The organism is Pontibacter burrus, assembly GCF_010686685.1.
Taxonomy (GTDB): domain Bacteria; phylum Bacteroidota; class Bacteroidia; order Cytophagales; family Hymenobacteraceae; genus Pontibacter; species Pontibacter burrus.
Genome location: NZ_JAAGWD010000008.1, coordinates 22,923 through 39,435, shown reverse-complemented (window position 1 = coordinate 39,435; position 16,513 = coordinate 22,923). Strand labels below are relative to the sequence as shown.

Sequence of the window (16,513 nt, the reverse complement as noted above, 5' to 3'; positions counted from 1 at the left end):
AGAGGCGCCACGTTTTATGAGTAGTCAAACATAGCCTGAAAGTACCAGGGTAATCAATTTTTGGCAAACATCTTGCTCTGTAACACACTGATTAGATACTGACTATGATAAACTTAAAGAATTGGGTTTGGGCAATTGCGCTGCTGTTTTTACCACTGGCTAAGGTTAATGCAGCGGCTGCGACCGTTGCGCCTGCGCAAACAACTACCACAGCTGGAGCCCGCGATATAGTGAAAGAAATTATTGATGTGATCGGGCTGAAGCCACGTTTTGAGTTAAGGGCTGCTAATATAGAGAACGCTGCTGCTGTAGTTTACAATGGCAATCGCTATATTTTGTACAACGAAGATTTCCTGGATGCCATTAACAACGCCGTACATACCGACTGGGCAGGCGTAAGCATTCTGGCACATGAGATCGGACATCACCTGAACGGGCACACGCTTACCCGGAAAGGCAGCAACCCGGCCGATGAGTTGGAAGCAGATGAGTTCTCCGGCTTTGTACTGCGGAAGATGGGTGCAAGCCTTGCAGAAGCACAGGCTGCTATTAACCTGCTCTCAGACGAGCGAACTTCGTCTACGCATCCGGGTCGCAACTATAGATTAGCTGCAATAAGTAAAGGCTGGCGCAATGCTGATGCTCAGTTGTTTGCCAGTACACAGAGCAAACCGGCTGCAAACGAGATTATGGAAAGGCCAGCTCCTGCCAGACCGCAACAGGCTCAAGTAGTGTCAGCAGATAGCAGGTATATGCTGAGCAGGGTACACTTCGCCGGAGCCCCGGAAGAACAGTTTTACCTGACTAACCGCCTGCAACTGGTGCATGTAACCCGCAGTGGCCCGAAAGTGATTGGCAGGTTGGTGAAAACAAATAATGCCAATTACCCTTATTATTTTGAGAGTCAACATATGGAGCCGTTGTTTATAACCCATAAAGGGGCGGTAGTCAACCAGCGGGGGCAACGGGTCGGTTACCTGACCTAAGCAACTATAGCGGCCACTCCAAAGGTGGCCGCTATAGTTTTATCCTATCCATATAGTAACTATATGCCTTGCCTAAATAACAGGGGCAAGGCTGAATTCAGGCTTTTACGTATCTTTATTGCATGATGAGAACCAATAGATTATTTATACTTAAGATGGCCGTCTGGCTGCTGTTGCCGCTTTTTATAGTTAGCTGCAGCACTAAAAGCGATGTAGATGCTTTTAAAGCAGCTGATTATGACCTGGCCGGAATTGATGAACTGCAACTGAACGGGATCAACCTGTTGAATAAAACCGATATCAGTGACTTTTCCTTTTCAGATGCGACCAGACTATACAGCGCTATCACTCAGAATAAACTTGCCGCTACTTCAACACTTGGGCTGCGGGTATCGCTACCCGAAGGCAGTAAGGACAGAACCATGACCGTGCAACAGCTTAAATGGCAATTGCTGGTAGATGGTAAGCAGGCGGTATCAGGGCTGGTTAGCGAGCCTGTGGAGCTGAAAGACGGGCTGAACACGATCACATTAAGCTCTCCGGTAAAATTAAGTGAAACAAACGGGCAGGTTGATATGAACCAACTGCTTGGGTTTGCCATGTTGCTGAATCAGAAAGGTACAAATAAGCCGGACGTGTCGTTGCAGATAAAGCCAACTATCCAGACCTCCATTGGCCCGTTTGAACTGCCAGCTTTTATCACAGTGACTAAATAATGTAATATTTTTAGATAATATTTTAAATAATTATAACTTTTTAAAAAACTTGCCGTAGCATGGCACAATCCTGGTAATAGTTGTGTTGGGACATTAGAAACGCATTACTAACCAACTAATAGCCAAAGAATGAACACTGATGTAAATGTAAGCCGCGACCAGCTAAACACGAACAGAACTGTTAAAAATACAATGTTAGACGGCTGGGTAAAAATGGGTAACATTATTGCCAAAACAGACAGGGTAACGCTGGCGATCTCTAGCGATCCATTTCTAAAATACAATACGCAGCAAGCTATCCGCGATCAGCGCAGCTGGGTTCGCTGGTAAACCAGGTAAGCAGGCTGTTGTTTTTTGCTACGGCTTGTCGTACTTTGGTACATGCTAAAGAAACTTATAATCGGGGCGCTTCTGGCCCTGCCATTGACCGGACTCGCACAGCAAACCATGCTGGAGTCCGGTCAGTTGCTTAAAGACGTTCGTGTACTTGCCGCCGACTCTATGGCTGGCCGTCGTGTGGGCACTGAAGGCAGCCAGATGGCGCAGCATTACATCATCGGCCGCTTTCAGCAGATAGGGCTTAAAACCTATGGCAATACCTACAAACATCCCTTTACTTTTAAAGGCAGAAGTAGTAACGAGCAGCAACAGGGCGTAAACTTGCTGGGCTACATACCGGGCAAGTCCGATAAGGTGATCGTAATTACAGCGCACTATGACCATGAAGGAATCCGGAGAGGCGAAATCCTTAACGGTGCCGACGACAATGCTTCCGGTGTTGGCGCTCTGCTGGCTATAGCTACCTATTTTAAGCAAAACCCACCAAAGCACACACTGCTTTTTCTTGCCCCGGATGCTGAAGAACAGGGCCTGCAGGGAGCAAACGCTTTTCTCAACAACCCGCCCATACCACTCGACAAGATCATTTTAAACGTGAACATGGATATGCTTGGCGTAAATGATAAAGGCGAGCTATATGCCAGTGGCATTTACCATAATCCGCAGCTCAAAACCCTTGCAGACCAGGTTAAACCGCGCCCGAACGCCCGTCTGCTGTTAGGTCATGATAAACCTCAAGAAGGCCCTAATGACTGGACCAGGCAATCCGACCATTACCAGTTTCATAAACGGGGCATTCCCTTTCTGTATTTCGGAGTAGAAGATCATCCGCATTACCACAAACCAACCGACGATTTTGAGCGCATCAACCAGCAGTTTTACCCGGATGCCGCCGCGCTAGTGCTGGATTTTATATTGCTGGCAGATAAGCATGCAGGTAAACTTCCGTCTCGCGCTTCAAAAAAATAGCAGCATCTATAGTTATTGCCAAGTATTACATTATTTTGATATAATGATGTAATTATTATTTTTTGTTCATCCTTTTAAAAGCTGCCGCGTAGAGGGTAGGAGAGCAGTTACATCTTTAATGCCTGACTGTTTTTACCCTGAGTAGCTTGCATTATTCCGAACTCTTTACTTACACCTTTTCCTGATAACAAACCCTTACCTGTGTATCATATGAACAGGAAAATTACGGTCTTAACCTTTATACTTTGCATCCTGCTTTTCCTGCCGGATGCAGCTGGCCAATCGTTGTGGCGAAAGCGCATGTTGGAGAGTAAAATGCCTGAGCGTGGGTTGGTTGTGCTGGCCGGAGGCGGTATAGCTGCCATACGATCCGATATCTGCGGCACACCGGGCTGTAATGAGTTTCAACCTGTATTTGGCATTGGCGCACTTTATAAATTTGACCCACTCTGGTCGGCGAGCATAAACCTGGATTACGTTAAGCTGGGTGCTACCGAAAAAAGCCCCGCCCGCCCGCTTGACCTTTCATTTCGCACAGAACTATACGAAGTAACCGGCAACATCCATTTTAACCTGCTCGATGCTTACAGTGGCTCTGGTGGATACCGTTCGTCCCGAAAGCGCTTTGTGGTGCCTTACGCCAAGTTTGGCGCAGGTTTTATCTACTATACTGCCACATCATACCCCGGTACGGGCAACCTGGATGAGTCTCAGACAAAGTATGACCCGGAACGGGAATATCCCGCATTTGGTATTGTAATACCTTTTGGCGGCGGTCTGCGATTCCGTTTTTCTGACCAGGTGAGTGTAGCACCAGAACTTATCTATCACCTTACCTCCACTGATTATCTTGATAACGTAGGGCCTCGCCTTGCGCCCGGAACCAGCCGCGACCATTATGGGGTGGCCTCGATCCGGTTGATGTATACCCCATCCATAAAAGAAAATATCTTTAGCCGCAAAGCCCAGCACGGAAAATAGGCTATTGTAACTATAGTTAACAAGTGCTGGTTGTCGCCGTAGTGTTAGTATGTTTTACCAACTATAGGTGCACTTACTCAACACAGGATAACGATGAAGACAGAACAGAAAAACAACAAACTATGGTGGCTGGCAGCAGGTGCCGGATTAGTACTGGCAGCGCGTGCCATTTACCGCAACCTGACTGCTTACGATTTTGAGGGAAAGGTTGTATTGATAACAGGTGGCTCCCGCGGGTTAGGGCTGGTTATGGCCCGCAAACTGGCCAAAGAAGGTGCCCGGTTGGTACTTTGCTCCCGCGATGAAACCGAACTGGAAAACGCACGCATGGAGCTGGCAGGAAACGGTGCCGATGTGCTGGTACTGAAATGCGATGTAACAGTGCAGGACCAGGTAAACAGCATGATCGAGAATGTGCAGAATGAGTTCGGGCCGATTGATGTACTGATCAACAATGCCGGTGTTATCCATGCCGGACCTGTAACTGAAATGACAGTTCAGGATTTTGAAGAAGCCATTAACACGCACTACTGGGGACCTATATATACCACACTTGCAGTTCTGCCTGCCATGAAAGCCCGGAAGCAAGGACGTATTCTGAATATTTCATCTATAGGCGGAAAGATAAGCGTGCCGCACCTGGTGCCCTATAGTGCCAGCAAATTTGCCTTGGTTGGCTTATCAGAGGGGCTGCGTGCTGAACTAGCGCAGTATAACATTGTGGTAACTACAGCCACACCCGGTTTAATGCGAACCGGCAGCCCACGCCATGCCATTCTGAAGGGGCAGCACAAAAAAGAATACACCCTTTTCAAGATAATGGACTCGAGCCCGCTGACCTCGAACAGTGCTGAAGCAACCGCTGCAGAAATTTTAGATGCCCTACGCTATGGCGATGCCGAAGTAACCACTACCTTGCCAGCTATAGTTGCCGAGTACCTGCACAACCTGTCGCCGGGGCTGATGACATCCGTTTTCTCGGTAGTGAACAGCATGCTGCCTGGGGAAGGCGGTATTGGCAAAAACAGGGCAAAAGGCTATGAAAGCGAAACGCCGTTATCCATGTCTGGCTTAACAGAGCGAACGCAAAAGGCTGCCGCACGCAACAACGAACTATAGTTTAACCCAAATCACCCTTAATGCTGCAAAGCAGCCAATACAACATGGAAGTAAAATCCAGAAGAAAAGTATATGACGGTTATTTTAAGATGTATGAATTAACCGTAGAGCAGGATGGACACACCTTAACACGCGAACAGTTTGACAGAGGCACTGCCGTAGCCGCCCTTGTGCACGACACGCAAAAAGACAGCTACATCCTGACCAAACAATTCCGGATAGGTTCTGAATCGGAACTGGTGGAAGTGGTGGCCGGGATAGTGGATGCAGGCGAAGACCCGGAAGTGAGCATAAAACGTGAAATTGAAGAAGAAATAGGTTACCACGTAGATCAGTTGGAGCACCTGTATACTTTTTATTCGTCGCCGGGAGGTACTACAGAGAGGGTACTGCTGTATTTTGCCGAAGTAAGTAAACAACATAGCAACGGGGGTGGCAAAGCCGATGAGCATGAAAAGATTGAGGTAGTTGAACTGAGCGAGGCCGATCTGCTGAAACTGGTAACACCTGATGCCAAAACAATTATAGCCCAGCAATGGCTGCAACTCCGCAAGAAATAGCAACTATAAAACAAAGGCCGGTATTCACACCGGCCTTTGTTTTATAGTTAGTTTCCATCTACGCCTTTCACCAGGCTGCGTGTGTCTGCAGCGCCTTCCAGCGCCAGGTATTCGGCTTGCAGGGTGCGAATCTTTAGTTTATCCGCTGTGCCTAGCTGTGTTTCTACCTGACCCCGTCTGTCATTCAGGGTACTGTAAACATAATCTACATAATCCCAGTCGTTCTGGGTCCAGTTGCGGTGCTTGGTGCGTACGGTTCCCATAAAGGTGAGGTATGCCTCGCGCATATTTGCAGGTTTTATGTTGCTGATGTCTTTGTACTCGCGCAAAAGCTGGTCTTCCCAGGTGCGTAGTTTTGCAGGGTCCAAAGGCTGGTTCTGACGTCGTTCCTGCCGCTCTTCCCATTGCTGGTAGCGTGCTCTCAGCTGCCTGTATTCTTCTTTCGAATCTGCTGAAAGGCTGTCGATATTACGCTCCAGATCAGAGTTGATGCGGCGCAGTTCTTCGCGTGTTTTAGGCCATTCTTTGCGGATGGAGGTATCGGCGCGGTCTGCCTTTTCATTCATCCAGGAGCGGAGTCTTTCCAGTTTCTGCTCGGCAGTTTCGCCAGTACGGGCAACTATAGTTGTGTCTCTATCCCGGTCCCGTGTACTATCCTCCGTTACTGTTACTGTATCAGTTTCCTCTACGTTGCGTGTGCGTTCGCAGGCCGGCAGGGTTGTGCAAACTATAGCAGCTGCCAGCAGGGGTATCATTCTAGATGTTCGTTTCATTGTGTTGTTGCTCGGGGAGCAGTTTTGTTACAGCCTTACCTACGCAAATAAATGCGTGCAAGATATTTTACCGTGTTGCGATCATGGGTTTATCTTTCCGGATACCATCTCCGTAGCCAAAATGCTCGTTTACAGTAACTGGCAGCCGCCCGCGTGGCTGTAACTTACCCAGCACAACGTGAGCTGTAGCAATTTGGGCATGGAATAAAGGTTGATACCCAACCAGTAGTGCCCGACTGTGCTCAATTCCGGGAAACTGGTTCAGGGCATAGGCGTTATCGAACAGTACAGTAACTGTTTTCTTGCTCCGGATAATGTCCTGCACCAGTGCGGTAGAAGCATCGGAGTAACCCAGTTTATTGCTGGGACTCATGCTTGGGCCATAGAGGCTGAGCAATACTACATCATACTTTCGAAGTTGCTTTTTCAGCTTCTCTACGTCCTTTTTATTGGCTTTGCGCGATATCACGTAGGCTGTGGTTTTTGCATGTTTTGCAATCTCCCGCTGAAATGCGGTTGGTCTTACTGCGCCCACAGATACGGTAGCAATACGCTCTTTTCGCTTTGGTTTAAGGGGTAACAGGCGTTTTTTGTTCTGCAGCATTGTTATGGCAGCCTCGGCTAGCACTCTGTTGGTACTATCGGAGATGGGCGGATTCAGGTCTTCATACAGGTTATGCAGGTCGATGGGTTTATAGTTATCAAGCCCCAGCCATTGCTTTGCCGCCAATACCCGCTTGCATTTCAGGTCAATTTCTTCCTGGGTAAGGTAACCCTGCTGTATGGCTGCTTTAATTGCGTCAATTGCTTTTGGCACACTGTTCAACCGTTCCAAAATATCGTTTCCGGCCATCAGGGCGCGTACTTCTGCCTCGCCGGGTTTAAAATATTTGGTCACACCTTTCATTACCATGGCATCGGTAAAAATCAGTCCTTTAAACTGCAGTTTCTCTTTCAGCAAGCCGGTAACTATAGGTCTGGAAAGCGTAGAAGGCAGGTATCTGGACGAGTCGAGTTTCGGGATATGCATGTGCGCTACCATAATACTGCCCACGCCATATTTTATCAGCTCCTTAAAAGGGTAAAGCTCCAGCGAATCCAGACGATGGCGGGAGTAGGGGATGATCGGCAGGTCGTAGTGCGAGTCGATGTCGGTATCGCCGTGGCCCGGGAAGTGTTTTGCCGTAGCTAGTATGCCGTTTTCCTGCATGCCCTGCATGTAAGCCAGGCTCTTGGCTGTCACATCCAGGCGATCTTCGCCAAACGCTCTGTACCCGATAATAGGGTTAGCTGCATTGTTATTTATATCGGCAACCGGCGCAAAGTTTACGTGCATGCCCAGCCGTTTAAATTCATCAGCCACTTCGGCTCCCATTTTGTAAATTAGCCCGTTATCTTCTATCGCGCCCAGCATCTGCTGATAAGGATATTGCACCGTACTGTCGAGACGCATACCTACGCCAGTTTCGGCGTCCATGGCAATCAACAACGGAACATTGGCTGCGGCCTGGTATTTATTGGTAAGTTTAGCCTGGCGTACCGGCCCACCCTGGAAAAAGATGATGCCACCTACCTGGTACTTTTTGATCAGGCGCATTACATCGGCTTCGTATTTGGGGCCTTTGTCGGAAAATGCTTCCACTACCATTAACTGGGCTATGCGCTGCTCCGGTGTCAGGGTATTAAATACGGAATCCACCCATTGCGAAGTCGGGTTTTCCAATGCTTCGATCAGGCTTGATGGGCGCACATATGGCTCATGCTCCTGCGGATGAAAATCATCGTGCGTATTGTGGCGGCGCGTATCGGTACCTTCGCAACCAGAGAGCAAGCAGAGCAGTATGGCTGACAGGCAAACTATAAGCAGCGGGTGATAGTATATGCGACGCATAATTTCGTAGAACACACCTGTACTTACTTTTTATAAGCAATTAAGTTATAAGTGATATGGCGTTTTAATTGAACAAATCTTATAAAGTGGCATCTTTACCACGCATCCTATAGTTTAGGATAGCATTTTTCAGCTACTTTATTACGAATAAACTATAGCAATGAGCACTGGCCAGCAAAACCTATCTCATCTGAACCAATCCGATAGTAATCGGTTTGCCTATAGTTTTTTGCCGGGTTTGCTGTTTATTGCGCTCATTTGGCTTATACACGCGCTCGCCTATTTAACTGGAGCCGACCTGGCATGGCTGGGTATTATGCCTCGCAGCTTTCTGGGTCTGGTTGGCGTTTTTCTAAGCCCGCTGATCCATGCCGACTTAAAGCACTTGCTTTCAAACACGTTTCCGTTGCTGATGCTTTCAGGCCTGATCCTGTTTCTGCACCAATGGAGAGGCGTACGTGTGCTGGTACTGGTATATATCCTGAGTGGCCTGCTTACCTGGTTTATTGGGCGGCACGCTTACCACATCGGAGCAAGCGGCGTGGTGTATGGTATGGCAGGCTTCCTGTTGTTCAGAGGTGTTTTTGACAGAGACCGTGGCTCACTGGCGATAGCTTTTGCCGTGCTGTTTCTGTACAGTGGCTTGTTTTACGGCTTGTTTCCTGAAGAGGAGCGGGTATCGTGGGAAGGGCACCTGGCGGGGCTGGTTGCTGGCTTGGTTGCAGCGCTGATCTATGGCAAAACTGCTAAGCCGGCTTCTGATGGAGTTGATAAAACACTGGTACAGGCATCGGTAACGCAGCGCCACATGAGCAGTACCTTTATTCCTTATTACTTACACTATACAGTAAACTATACCGTTCAGCAGGATAAGCATTCTCCAGGCGAAATTAATTATACCATTACACAGGACAGTTTTCCGGGTTCAGCGCCAACCAAGTCCGGGTATACTGCGTCTTTAAACTCTAAAAAAACACCCCCACAGCCGTATGATAGCAGACGAGCAAAATAAAACACATCAACATACAGATTCAGAAAAGCAAAGCAAATGGCCATTGATCCTGACCGGGATCATTATAGGTGGCCTTATCTTGTCCTATTTCATTTTTCCGGGGTTCAAGCAATTCATGCAGGAGGGCTGGGATGTGCTCCTGAGTGGTGATAAGGACAGAATATCAGAATGGGTGAACCAGTTCGGCTTCTGGGGGCCATTTTTTATAATACTGGCGATGGTTGCCCAGATGTTTTTGCTGGTAATTAATGTGGTATTGCTGATGCTGGTAGCCATTCTCGCCTATGGGCCTGTTTGGGGATCTGTGATTGCGGTGGTAGCAGTGCTGGTTGCCTCAACAGTCGGGTACATGATAGGTAAGTCGGTAGGAGAGGCTGGCGTCAGTAAACTTATCGGCAATAAAACCCAGCGAAAGGTTACTGATTTTATGGACAGGTATGGTTTGTGGGCTATTATCATTGCTCGCATATCGCCCTTCCTGTCGAACGACGCGGTAAGCTTTGTGGCTGGTTTTGCTACCATGCGTTACTGGCCGTTTATATTTGCAACGTTTGCAGGTATAGCGCCGCTTACCGTGCTGCTGGCTTGGTTGGGCGAGAACAACGACCGCCTGAAAAGTGGCCTGATCTGGGTTTCGGTTGTCAGCCTGGCGTTGTTTATCGGCTATGTGGTTTATGATAAATATGTCAGAAAGAAAAGGTAACTATAGTTGATCAACTATAGCTACCAAACTATAGCTCCCAAGCTAAAGCTCTAGCTCACCTTTTCGGAAGCTTATCCGATTGTTTTTAACCGCACAAATAAAGGGCATAAAATGCTGTAAAATCGGCTTATTAATTGTGTTTATACTATATATAGTAGTATAAGTTTAGTGTGTCTATATCTGAAAATTTGCATGTAAAAAATTATATAAAAAATCTTTATTTTTATAGTATTCAAGCTAATATTGTATAACCTAAGCGTAAAACCATCGTTTAAGCGGTTTATTGTTGCCAAATCGATGTTTCACTTAAAGGATTACGCATGATTAGGTACAAAATACTTGCGGCTGTCATCTCTATCTTTGTAGCTGTTGCCGAAGAGTTCTCGTTACTAAACAACGAACCGTCCGTCCCTGAAGCTGAAATCGACTATAGCGAATGGAAACCTCTGTCGCTTGAAGAAGAAGCAGAAGCCGTCTATACAGAAGATCTCACCATCCAGGTTTCAGCATCTGTATACTTTCCCGAGCCCGGGCAAACTGATAACACCCCTTTTATAACTGCCGATGGCTCCAGAATTAACCGTAAAGATCCTGGAAAACACCGCTGGATAGCTGTATCGCGGGACCTACACACCCGTTGGGGAGGCGACCTGGCTTATGGCGACTCTTTATGGATAACCGGTATTTCGGAAGATTTAGATGGCCTTTATATTGTTCGGGATGTCATGAACCGGCGTTTCCGGAAACAGGTAGACATCCTGGTTGGCCGTAAAGACAACATTATGGGCTTCTGGGATAATGTGCAGATAGCGAAACTGGAATAACCAATTTGCTGCTACATCAGGGCCAAAATCCAGTTTGACGGGATGAATAAAAAAGCTAATTTGGTTGAGAAACCAACTATAGCTATGACTAGAGAAGAAGCCCGCCATTTATTACACCAGTTAACCACCAGTGAGAGTTTACTGCGCCACGCCCGTACCGTAGAGCTTGTAATGGAAGCTTACGCCGGCAAGCTTAACCAGGACACAGAAAAATGGGCTATAACAGGCCTGCTGCACGACGCCGACTACCAACTCTACCCCGAACATCACCCTAATATTATAGTTGAAAAATTGCGCGAGCTGGGCGAAGAAGAGATAGCCCATGCTATTTCGGCGCACTACACACATTGGGGAGTACCTTACAACACTATGCTGGACAAAGCCCTGCTTGCATGCGATGAGCTGACCGGATTTATAGTTGCCTGCGCGCAGGTAAGGCCGCAGCGCCTGGAGGGGCTGGAACCAAAATCTGTGACTAAAAAGCTGGGAAATAAAAACTTTGCCGCATCTGTAGACCGTGAACAGGTACGCATTGGCTGCGAACTACTTGGTGTTGACCTGAACGAGCATATTGCGTTTATCATACAGGTGCTGCAGCAACACCAGCATGAACTAAAGCTGCAACCACAGGCCGGGGCGCAGGTGTAAGAATGTAACAGAAGCGGGTAGAACCCGCTTTTTTATTGCATGTAATCGCCTAAAATCTCGAAACCTTCTTTTTCGTCCTGGGCTTCTACCACTTCATTAATTACAAACTGAATTTCCTCTTCGGTCCAGTTCTCCTTTTCGGCGGCTTTTACAAAAACATCCAGGGCTGCATAGCGTGTGCCGCTGTTTGGCAGGGCAGCTTTTACTTTTTTACGAATTCTCATAGCATCTTATTTACAGCTGTAAGGTACATAAATCTACCTTTTTTAGAAAACAGGTGTCTGCAGAACACCTTTTTTTAACTCTGAGGCAGTATTACCGTTTTTATAGAATTAAAGTTTTAACATATGCAGAAGGAGCTTTACACGCTGGATGACCTGGAGCAGCTGCACGACCTTACAATAATGCCCTACCTGGCACCAATTATAGTTGGTCTGGTACTGGCAGAGTGGCTGATTAGTTATTTTAAGAACAAAGCGTATTACGACGGGAAAGATACTATGGCGGCGCTGGCAATAGGCGCCGGAAATGCAGTTATTGGAGTGGCCCTTAAAGTTGCTTTATTCGCTATTGCCATGGTAGTCTATAACCATGTGCCGTGGGCTATTCCGCGTTCGTGGTGGGGGTTTGTGATCTGTTTTGTTGCTGTGGATTTTTGCCGTTATTGGGCACACCGGATTGCACATGAACAGCGATTCTGGTGGGCTACCCACGTTACACATCACTCCTCTGAGAAAATGAATTTCCTGATCTCGCTACGCACCGGCTGGACCAACCCGATCAAATTTGTCTTCTTTATACCAGTTCCTCTTCTCGGCATCGATCCGTTCACGTTTTTTGTCTGTCACCAGGTAGCGGTGTTGTACCAGTTTTTTGTGCACACAGAACTGGTTCGTAAAATGCCCGCCCCAATTGAGTACATTTTTGTTACACCATCGCATCACAGGGTGCACCACGGCTCCAACGCAGCTTACATAGACCGTAACTATGGCTCCACGTTCATTATCTGGGATCGCATGTTAGGCACCTTTCAGGCAGAAACCGAAAAGCCCGTTTATGGGCTTACAACGCCTGTTAAATCCTACAACCCGGTGTACCTCGTTTTTCATGAGTGGGTGGCCATCTGGAAAGACCTACGCCATTGCCGCTCGTTGAAAGAAGCCTGGCTCATGCTATTCAGTGCGCCGGGGGCAGTTGTAATGGCCAATCAGAAAATAGCAGAAGATCTGAATGAGCAATGTAAGCCAACGCTAGAAACTAGTACGCTGCCTAAAACGCCGGTAGAAGTGCTGGAAAGTGGGGTTTAATGAACTGTTATCTGAATCAGGATTTACGGGATTAATAGATTAGCAGGATTTGGGCTTCTGCTATTGTTGGAGCTATCGTTCTATAATTGAGGTGAGTTCACGCCCCTTTATTCCTCAGAGCTACGCTCGCTACTTTCGAAATGGCTTCTCGTTAGTCTAGGGCAGGGAATTTTTACTCACCCCAGCCCTCTCCTAAAAACAGGAGAGGTAGTTTTGCTATTTCTATAGTTAAGCTATCGTTCTTAGTTTAGTAAAAACATCCCCCTTCGCCCCCTTCAAAGGGGGACTTTCTGCCTTTGCTATAGTTTGAGCTATAGTTCTATATTTCCAAGCTACGAGCAGGCAGGCGCAGCCTGACATAAGAAACTATCACCATAAAAAGGCTACAGCACTATAGCTATTGAAATAACTATAGCTTATCTATCGAAAGATCTCAGTCTTTGGGTTGAGCGCCTCGAGAGTTTCCGGTGCCGTCAGGCATGGCGAGGAACGAGCCAAGGAAGCGAAAGCAGCGCGATGCCCGAAGACGAGGCCCCGCGGCCGTGAGCGCACCAAAGCTGGATTGAAACGATAGGTAAGTAGAGCTCCCAGGATATAAACCAACTATAGCACGAACTGCTTGTGTCGAATAGCAACTATAGGTAACTATAAATCGAGGACTCAACTATAGTCTGGGATAGATTCCTCGCTTTGCTCGAAATGACAAAAGAGTAACTATAGGACTTATAAGATTCCTCGGCTAGGGCTCGGAATGACAAAGAAGAGAAACTATAGTCAAACGAATCCTACCAAAACAGGAGATGTCAAAACAAAAAAGACAGGTTGAAGTCCTGTCTTTTTGCTTTATACTCTATTAATTACTGTATTGCTCATTATAACTCGAGCCCTGCTGGCGGGAAGCAGGATTACTCTGCATCTCTTTCGGTACTCCCATTTTCTCTTCGCGGCGCTGCTGATACTGTGAGAACTGGAATGGAGTCAGGATGTCTTTGATCAGCGACAATCTGGTTTCGCTGATAATGTCCATCTGTGCGGCAAGTTTCTTTGGGTTTTTCTTATACTTTACTTTTGCTTCTTCGGCCATCTGCATGCTGCTGAGGTTAACCTGAGCAACTTTCTGAGCCTGATCCGGAGTAAGGCGCAGGTGTTTTACCATGCTGTTGGTAATGGCTGCAGCGCGTTGTTCCAGGTTAGGCGCAGCAGATTGTGCAGGACTTTTTGCCCCTTGTGCAAACGCTGTTGCAGAAGCAAAAATCAAGAGGGCTGCAAATAATATCTTTTTCATATCACTTAAGAATTGGCATTTAGCTGAGCAACTGCAAGAACTGTTCCGGTTCCATGGGTTGCAGCTCAGATAACATGCCCTTTTAAACTATAGTTTCTGGTTCGGGTTACGATTCGTTGTAGAAGTATACTTTATAGTAGTGCATGCCGCGTTCTTCATCATAGCCACGCTCCATGTACTGCTCGCTCTGCTCCGGGTTATAACCGCTGAACTTTATCTCGATCTGCGTGTCCAGTTTAATGAAGTTGCGGAACTTGCGCTTCATATTACGAACGGTGCTCTTGTTTATTGTGAAGCCCTGGATATCTTCCAGGTTCCGCTCTTCGGCAAAGTTCTGGGTATAGTTTTTAAAACGTTCGGCTGCTTCCGGCTCCTCAATTACACTGCTGGTAAATTCTTCCAGGTCAAATGTCTCGTTTTTCGAAAAATAATCAACAGAGCGGCTGATGAACTCTACCTGTGCCTTTTTACTCTCGCTCACTGCAAATACTTCTTCCGAGAAATCCTTGCACATATTCAGCATGGTGCGGGTCGAGAAGTTGGTGTCTTTTAGCTCATCCACGTGCAGAAAATCATCTTTCCAGAACTGGGCATCGGTGCTGTTGGCATCTACCATTTTAACGCGGTATCCGTCTTCAGCCTCAATGTTATAGATCATACAGCCCTTGTCAACTCCTTTCAAGTTTACGCCGGCATGGTAATCAATACTCAGGTCATCGCTGCTATCCTGGAAAGTCAGGAACGTGTCTTTATTCTCAGACTTGAAAATTCCGATGGCGTCTACTTCCTGGTCATTCATAATGCAGCCGGTAAAATAGGCCACATATAATTCACCGCTTTTCACTTTCGGGTGGTCCGACTGCTCATACAGGTGGTTCAGGATGTGGATGGTGTATCCCTGAAACTTAGCTGCATCGTTAAAGATAAGCGTGGCATAGGCAAACATCTCGTTCAGGGCCAGGTCTGATGAGTGCGTGAAACGGAAAAATTCTTCCTGCTTAAAAGGCGTAATAAAGTAGCGCAGCAGTAAGTCATTCAACTGCTCATCGCCCAGGTCCACTTCCTGCTGCGATGCTACCACACCTTCTTCCTTTGCTTTATTACCCACGCGGTGCACGGCCAGTCGCCTTAACTGCACCTGTATCTTCTTTTCACTCATCTGTACTTTGGCTTTCTGAATATGGAGTGCAAAGGTATTATTTATTGCGGATTGTTTGGTTGCCGGATTATAGTTGTTGGTCGGTTCCGGATTTTAAGTTTATCGTTTCGGGGTGGGGGTGAGGTAGTTTATAGTTTGAGCAATAGCTATAGTTGACTGAAGTCTATAGTTATAGTTTACAGACAGTAATATTCTCAGGGCGTGCCAGCAAGCCGTCGGGCTCTCGCGGCTCGCTCTATAGTTGGTGCCCAACTATAGGAGCTCAAACAACCGCTTCATCCCTCACGCATACTATAGTTCTCAAATCAGTTTACAACTATAGTTCACCTATTCACTCTTCTTAAGATGTTGTCCACCAGATTTTTGCAATTAATATTCATTCAGTATTCATCATTAGTTTAGTTTTTGGCATGGTTTTTACATAATGACAAAAAGAGCAGCGCAGCTTAAAAAATCATACTGAAGAACTATAAAAGAGAAGGGGACATGAAAAAGATATTTTTACTTATGGCCGTGGCGTTTGGCTTTGCGGCTACCGAAGCTAGCGCTCAACAATATCAACAACAGCAACCTAAGAGCCCGGTTAAATTCGGGGTTCGTGTAGGTGCAAACTTATCTAACTGGCAGGGCGAAACCGTGAACAGCGCCCAAAACCTGATCGACCTGTCTGACGGGAATGTGAGCCGCAAAATGCGTGAAGGCGTGCATGCCGGACTTTACATGAGCATTCCGGTTGGCCCAGGCTTCGAGATCGAGCCGGGTTTACAATACTCTCAGAAGGGTACACGTTTAACAGGTAAACTGCCTTGGGTAGAAACCGAATTCCTGAATGCGAACCTGACTGTTACCAATAAAGCAGAATACATTGAGCTGCCGGTAATGGCGAAACTATACGTTGGCGAAGGCTTCCATATTTTTGCTGGTCCGCAGGTAGCTTACCTGTTGTCTAATAAAGTACAGGCTCAGGCCAGTGTACTTGGTTTTAATGCCCTTAACCGCGAGTGGGACATGAAAAACGGTTTCCGCGAGGTGGATTTTAGTGTAGTTGGCGGTATCGGTTACCAGTTTACAAACGGACTTAACCTGAGCGCTGGTTACGATCATGGTCTGAATACAATTGATCAGAACGGCAACTTCGAAACCTACAACAGAACATTTAAGGCTTCTGTGGGTTATACATTTTAAGTGTGAGCTAATTGTTTAGTGTTTTGGTGATGTGGAACAGGCTGCCCGTTTGGGCA

18 protein-coding genes are annotated in these 16,513 nt (G+C 47.0%); 13 read left to right on the top strand and 5 right to left on the bottom strand.

What is annotated here, in order from left to right:
* Window positions 1-104: 104 nt before the first annotated feature.
* From GXP69_RS16125 to GXP69_RS16095, 7 genes are all read left to right on the top strand, one after another.
* Window positions 105-986, top strand: coding sequence for a M48 family metalloprotease (locus GXP69_RS16125; protein WP_163916220.1), 882 nt, complete (start codon window positions 105-107; stop codon window positions 984-986).
* A 122-nt stretch (window positions 987-1,108) separates the two neighbouring features.
* Complete coding sequence (locus tag GXP69_RS16120; protein WP_163916218.1) at window positions 1,109-1,702, top strand: hypothetical protein; 594 nt, start codon at window positions 1,109-1,111, stop codon at window positions 1,700-1,702.
* Window positions 1,703-1,831: 129 nt separating this feature from the next.
* Window positions 1,832-2,032: a hypothetical protein gene (locus GXP69_RS16115; protein ID WP_163916216.1), complete on the top strand. Its 201-nt coding sequence runs from the start codon at window positions 1,832-1,834 to the stop codon at window positions 2,030-2,032.
* 51 nt (window positions 2,033-2,083) lie between these two features.
* Entirely contained in the window at window positions 2,084-3,010 is a 927-nt protein-coding gene (locus tag GXP69_RS16110) for a M28 family peptidase (protein WP_163916214.1), read from the top strand.
* Between the two features lie 210 nt (window positions 3,011-3,220).
* Complete coding sequence (locus GXP69_RS16105) at window positions 3,221-3,991, top strand: porin family protein (protein WP_235925778.1); 771 nt, start codon at window positions 3,221-3,223, stop codon at window positions 3,989-3,991.
* Window positions 3,992-4,084: 93 nt separating this feature from the next.
* Window positions 4,085-5,110 carry an SDR family NAD(P)-dependent oxidoreductase gene (locus tag GXP69_RS16100; protein WP_163916212.1) on the top strand — a complete coding sequence of 342 codons (1,026 nt, stop codon included), beginning with the start codon at window positions 4,085-4,087 and terminating at the stop codon, window positions 5,108-5,110.
* A 20-nt stretch (window positions 5,111-5,130) separates the two neighbouring features.
* On the top strand, window positions 5,131-5,670 hold the full coding sequence (locus tag GXP69_RS16095) for an NUDIX domain-containing protein (protein WP_235925777.1): 540 nt from the start codon (window positions 5,131-5,133) through the stop codon (window positions 5,668-5,670).
* Window positions 5,671-5,717: 47 nt separating this feature from the next.
* Here the strand turns inward: GXP69_RS16095 and GXP69_RS16090 are convergent, their stop codons facing one another.
* On the bottom strand, window positions 5,718-6,443 hold the full coding sequence (locus GXP69_RS16090; RefSeq protein ID WP_163916210.1) for a hypothetical protein: 726 nt from the start codon (window positions 6,441-6,443) through the stop codon (window positions 5,718-5,720).
* A 67-nt stretch (window positions 6,444-6,510) separates the two neighbouring features.
* Entirely contained in the window at window positions 6,511-8,334 is a 1,824-nt protein-coding gene (locus GXP69_RS16085) for a glycoside hydrolase family 3 protein (RefSeq protein WP_163916208.1), read from the bottom strand.
* A 160-nt stretch (window positions 8,335-8,494) separates the two neighbouring features.
* Between GXP69_RS16085 and GXP69_RS16080 the strand changes: the two genes are divergently transcribed.
* The 4 genes from GXP69_RS16080 to GXP69_RS16065 all read left to right on the top strand — a co-directional run bounded on the left by GXP69_RS16080 (window position 8,495) and on the right by GXP69_RS16065 (window position 11,521).
* Window positions 8,495-9,346, top strand: coding sequence for a rhomboid family intramembrane serine protease (locus tag GXP69_RS16080; RefSeq protein WP_163916206.1), 852 nt, complete (start codon window positions 8,495-8,497; stop codon window positions 9,344-9,346).
* The gene (locus tag GXP69_RS16075) at window positions 9,324-10,049 is read left to right on the top strand and encodes a TVP38/TMEM64 family protein (RefSeq protein ID WP_163916204.1); all 726 of its coding nucleotides are present in this window, start codon (window positions 9,324-9,326) and stop codon (window positions 10,047-10,049) included. The genes GXP69_RS16080 and GXP69_RS16075 overlap by 23 nt, the downstream gene beginning before the upstream one ends.
* A gap of 320 nt (window positions 10,050-10,369) precedes the next feature.
* The gene (locus tag GXP69_RS16070; RefSeq protein WP_163916203.1) at window positions 10,370-10,873 is read left to right on the top strand and encodes a hypothetical protein; all 504 of its coding nucleotides are present in this window, start codon (window positions 10,370-10,372) and stop codon (window positions 10,871-10,873) included.
* Window positions 10,874-10,957: 84 nt separating this feature from the next.
* Window positions 10,958-11,521 (top strand): HD domain-containing protein, encoded by a 564-nt coding sequence (locus GXP69_RS16065; RefSeq protein ID WP_163916201.1) that lies wholly within the window; start codon window positions 10,958-10,960, stop codon window positions 11,519-11,521.
* A 32-nt stretch (window positions 11,522-11,553) separates the two neighbouring features.
* Here the strand turns inward: GXP69_RS16065 and GXP69_RS16060 are convergent, their stop codons facing one another.
* Window positions 11,554-11,745, bottom strand: coding sequence for a hypothetical protein (locus GXP69_RS16060; RefSeq protein WP_163916199.1), 192 nt, complete (start codon window positions 11,743-11,745; stop codon window positions 11,554-11,556).
* A 123-nt stretch (window positions 11,746-11,868) separates the two neighbouring features.
* Here GXP69_RS16060 and GXP69_RS16055 point away from each other — a divergent pair, with 123 nt between their 5' ends.
* Window positions 11,869-12,828 (top strand): sterol desaturase family protein, encoded by a 960-nt coding sequence (locus GXP69_RS16055; RefSeq protein ID WP_163916197.1) that lies wholly within the window; start codon window positions 11,869-11,871, stop codon window positions 12,826-12,828.
* An 853-nt stretch (window positions 12,829-13,681) separates the two neighbouring features.
* On the opposite strand, the gene GXP69_RS16050 is transcribed toward GXP69_RS16055, so the two are convergent.
* Both GXP69_RS16050 and GXP69_RS16045 read right to left on the bottom strand, forming a co-directional pair.
* Window positions 13,682-14,113, bottom strand: coding sequence for a hypothetical protein (locus GXP69_RS16050; protein ID WP_163916195.1), 432 nt, complete (start codon window positions 14,111-14,113; stop codon window positions 13,682-13,684).
* Window positions 14,114-14,219: 106 nt separating this feature from the next.
* On the bottom strand, window positions 14,220-15,272 hold the full coding sequence (locus GXP69_RS16045; protein ID WP_163916193.1) for a nucleoid-associated protein: 1,053 nt from the start codon (window positions 15,270-15,272) through the stop codon (window positions 14,220-14,222).
* Between the two features lie 486 nt (window positions 15,273-15,758).
* Between GXP69_RS16045 and GXP69_RS16040 the strand changes: the two genes are divergently transcribed.
* The gene (locus GXP69_RS16040) at window positions 15,759-16,457 is read left to right on the top strand and encodes a porin family protein (protein ID WP_235925775.1); all 699 of its coding nucleotides are present in this window, start codon (window positions 15,759-15,761) and stop codon (window positions 16,455-16,457) included.
* Window positions 16,458-16,513 lie beyond the last annotated feature (56 nt).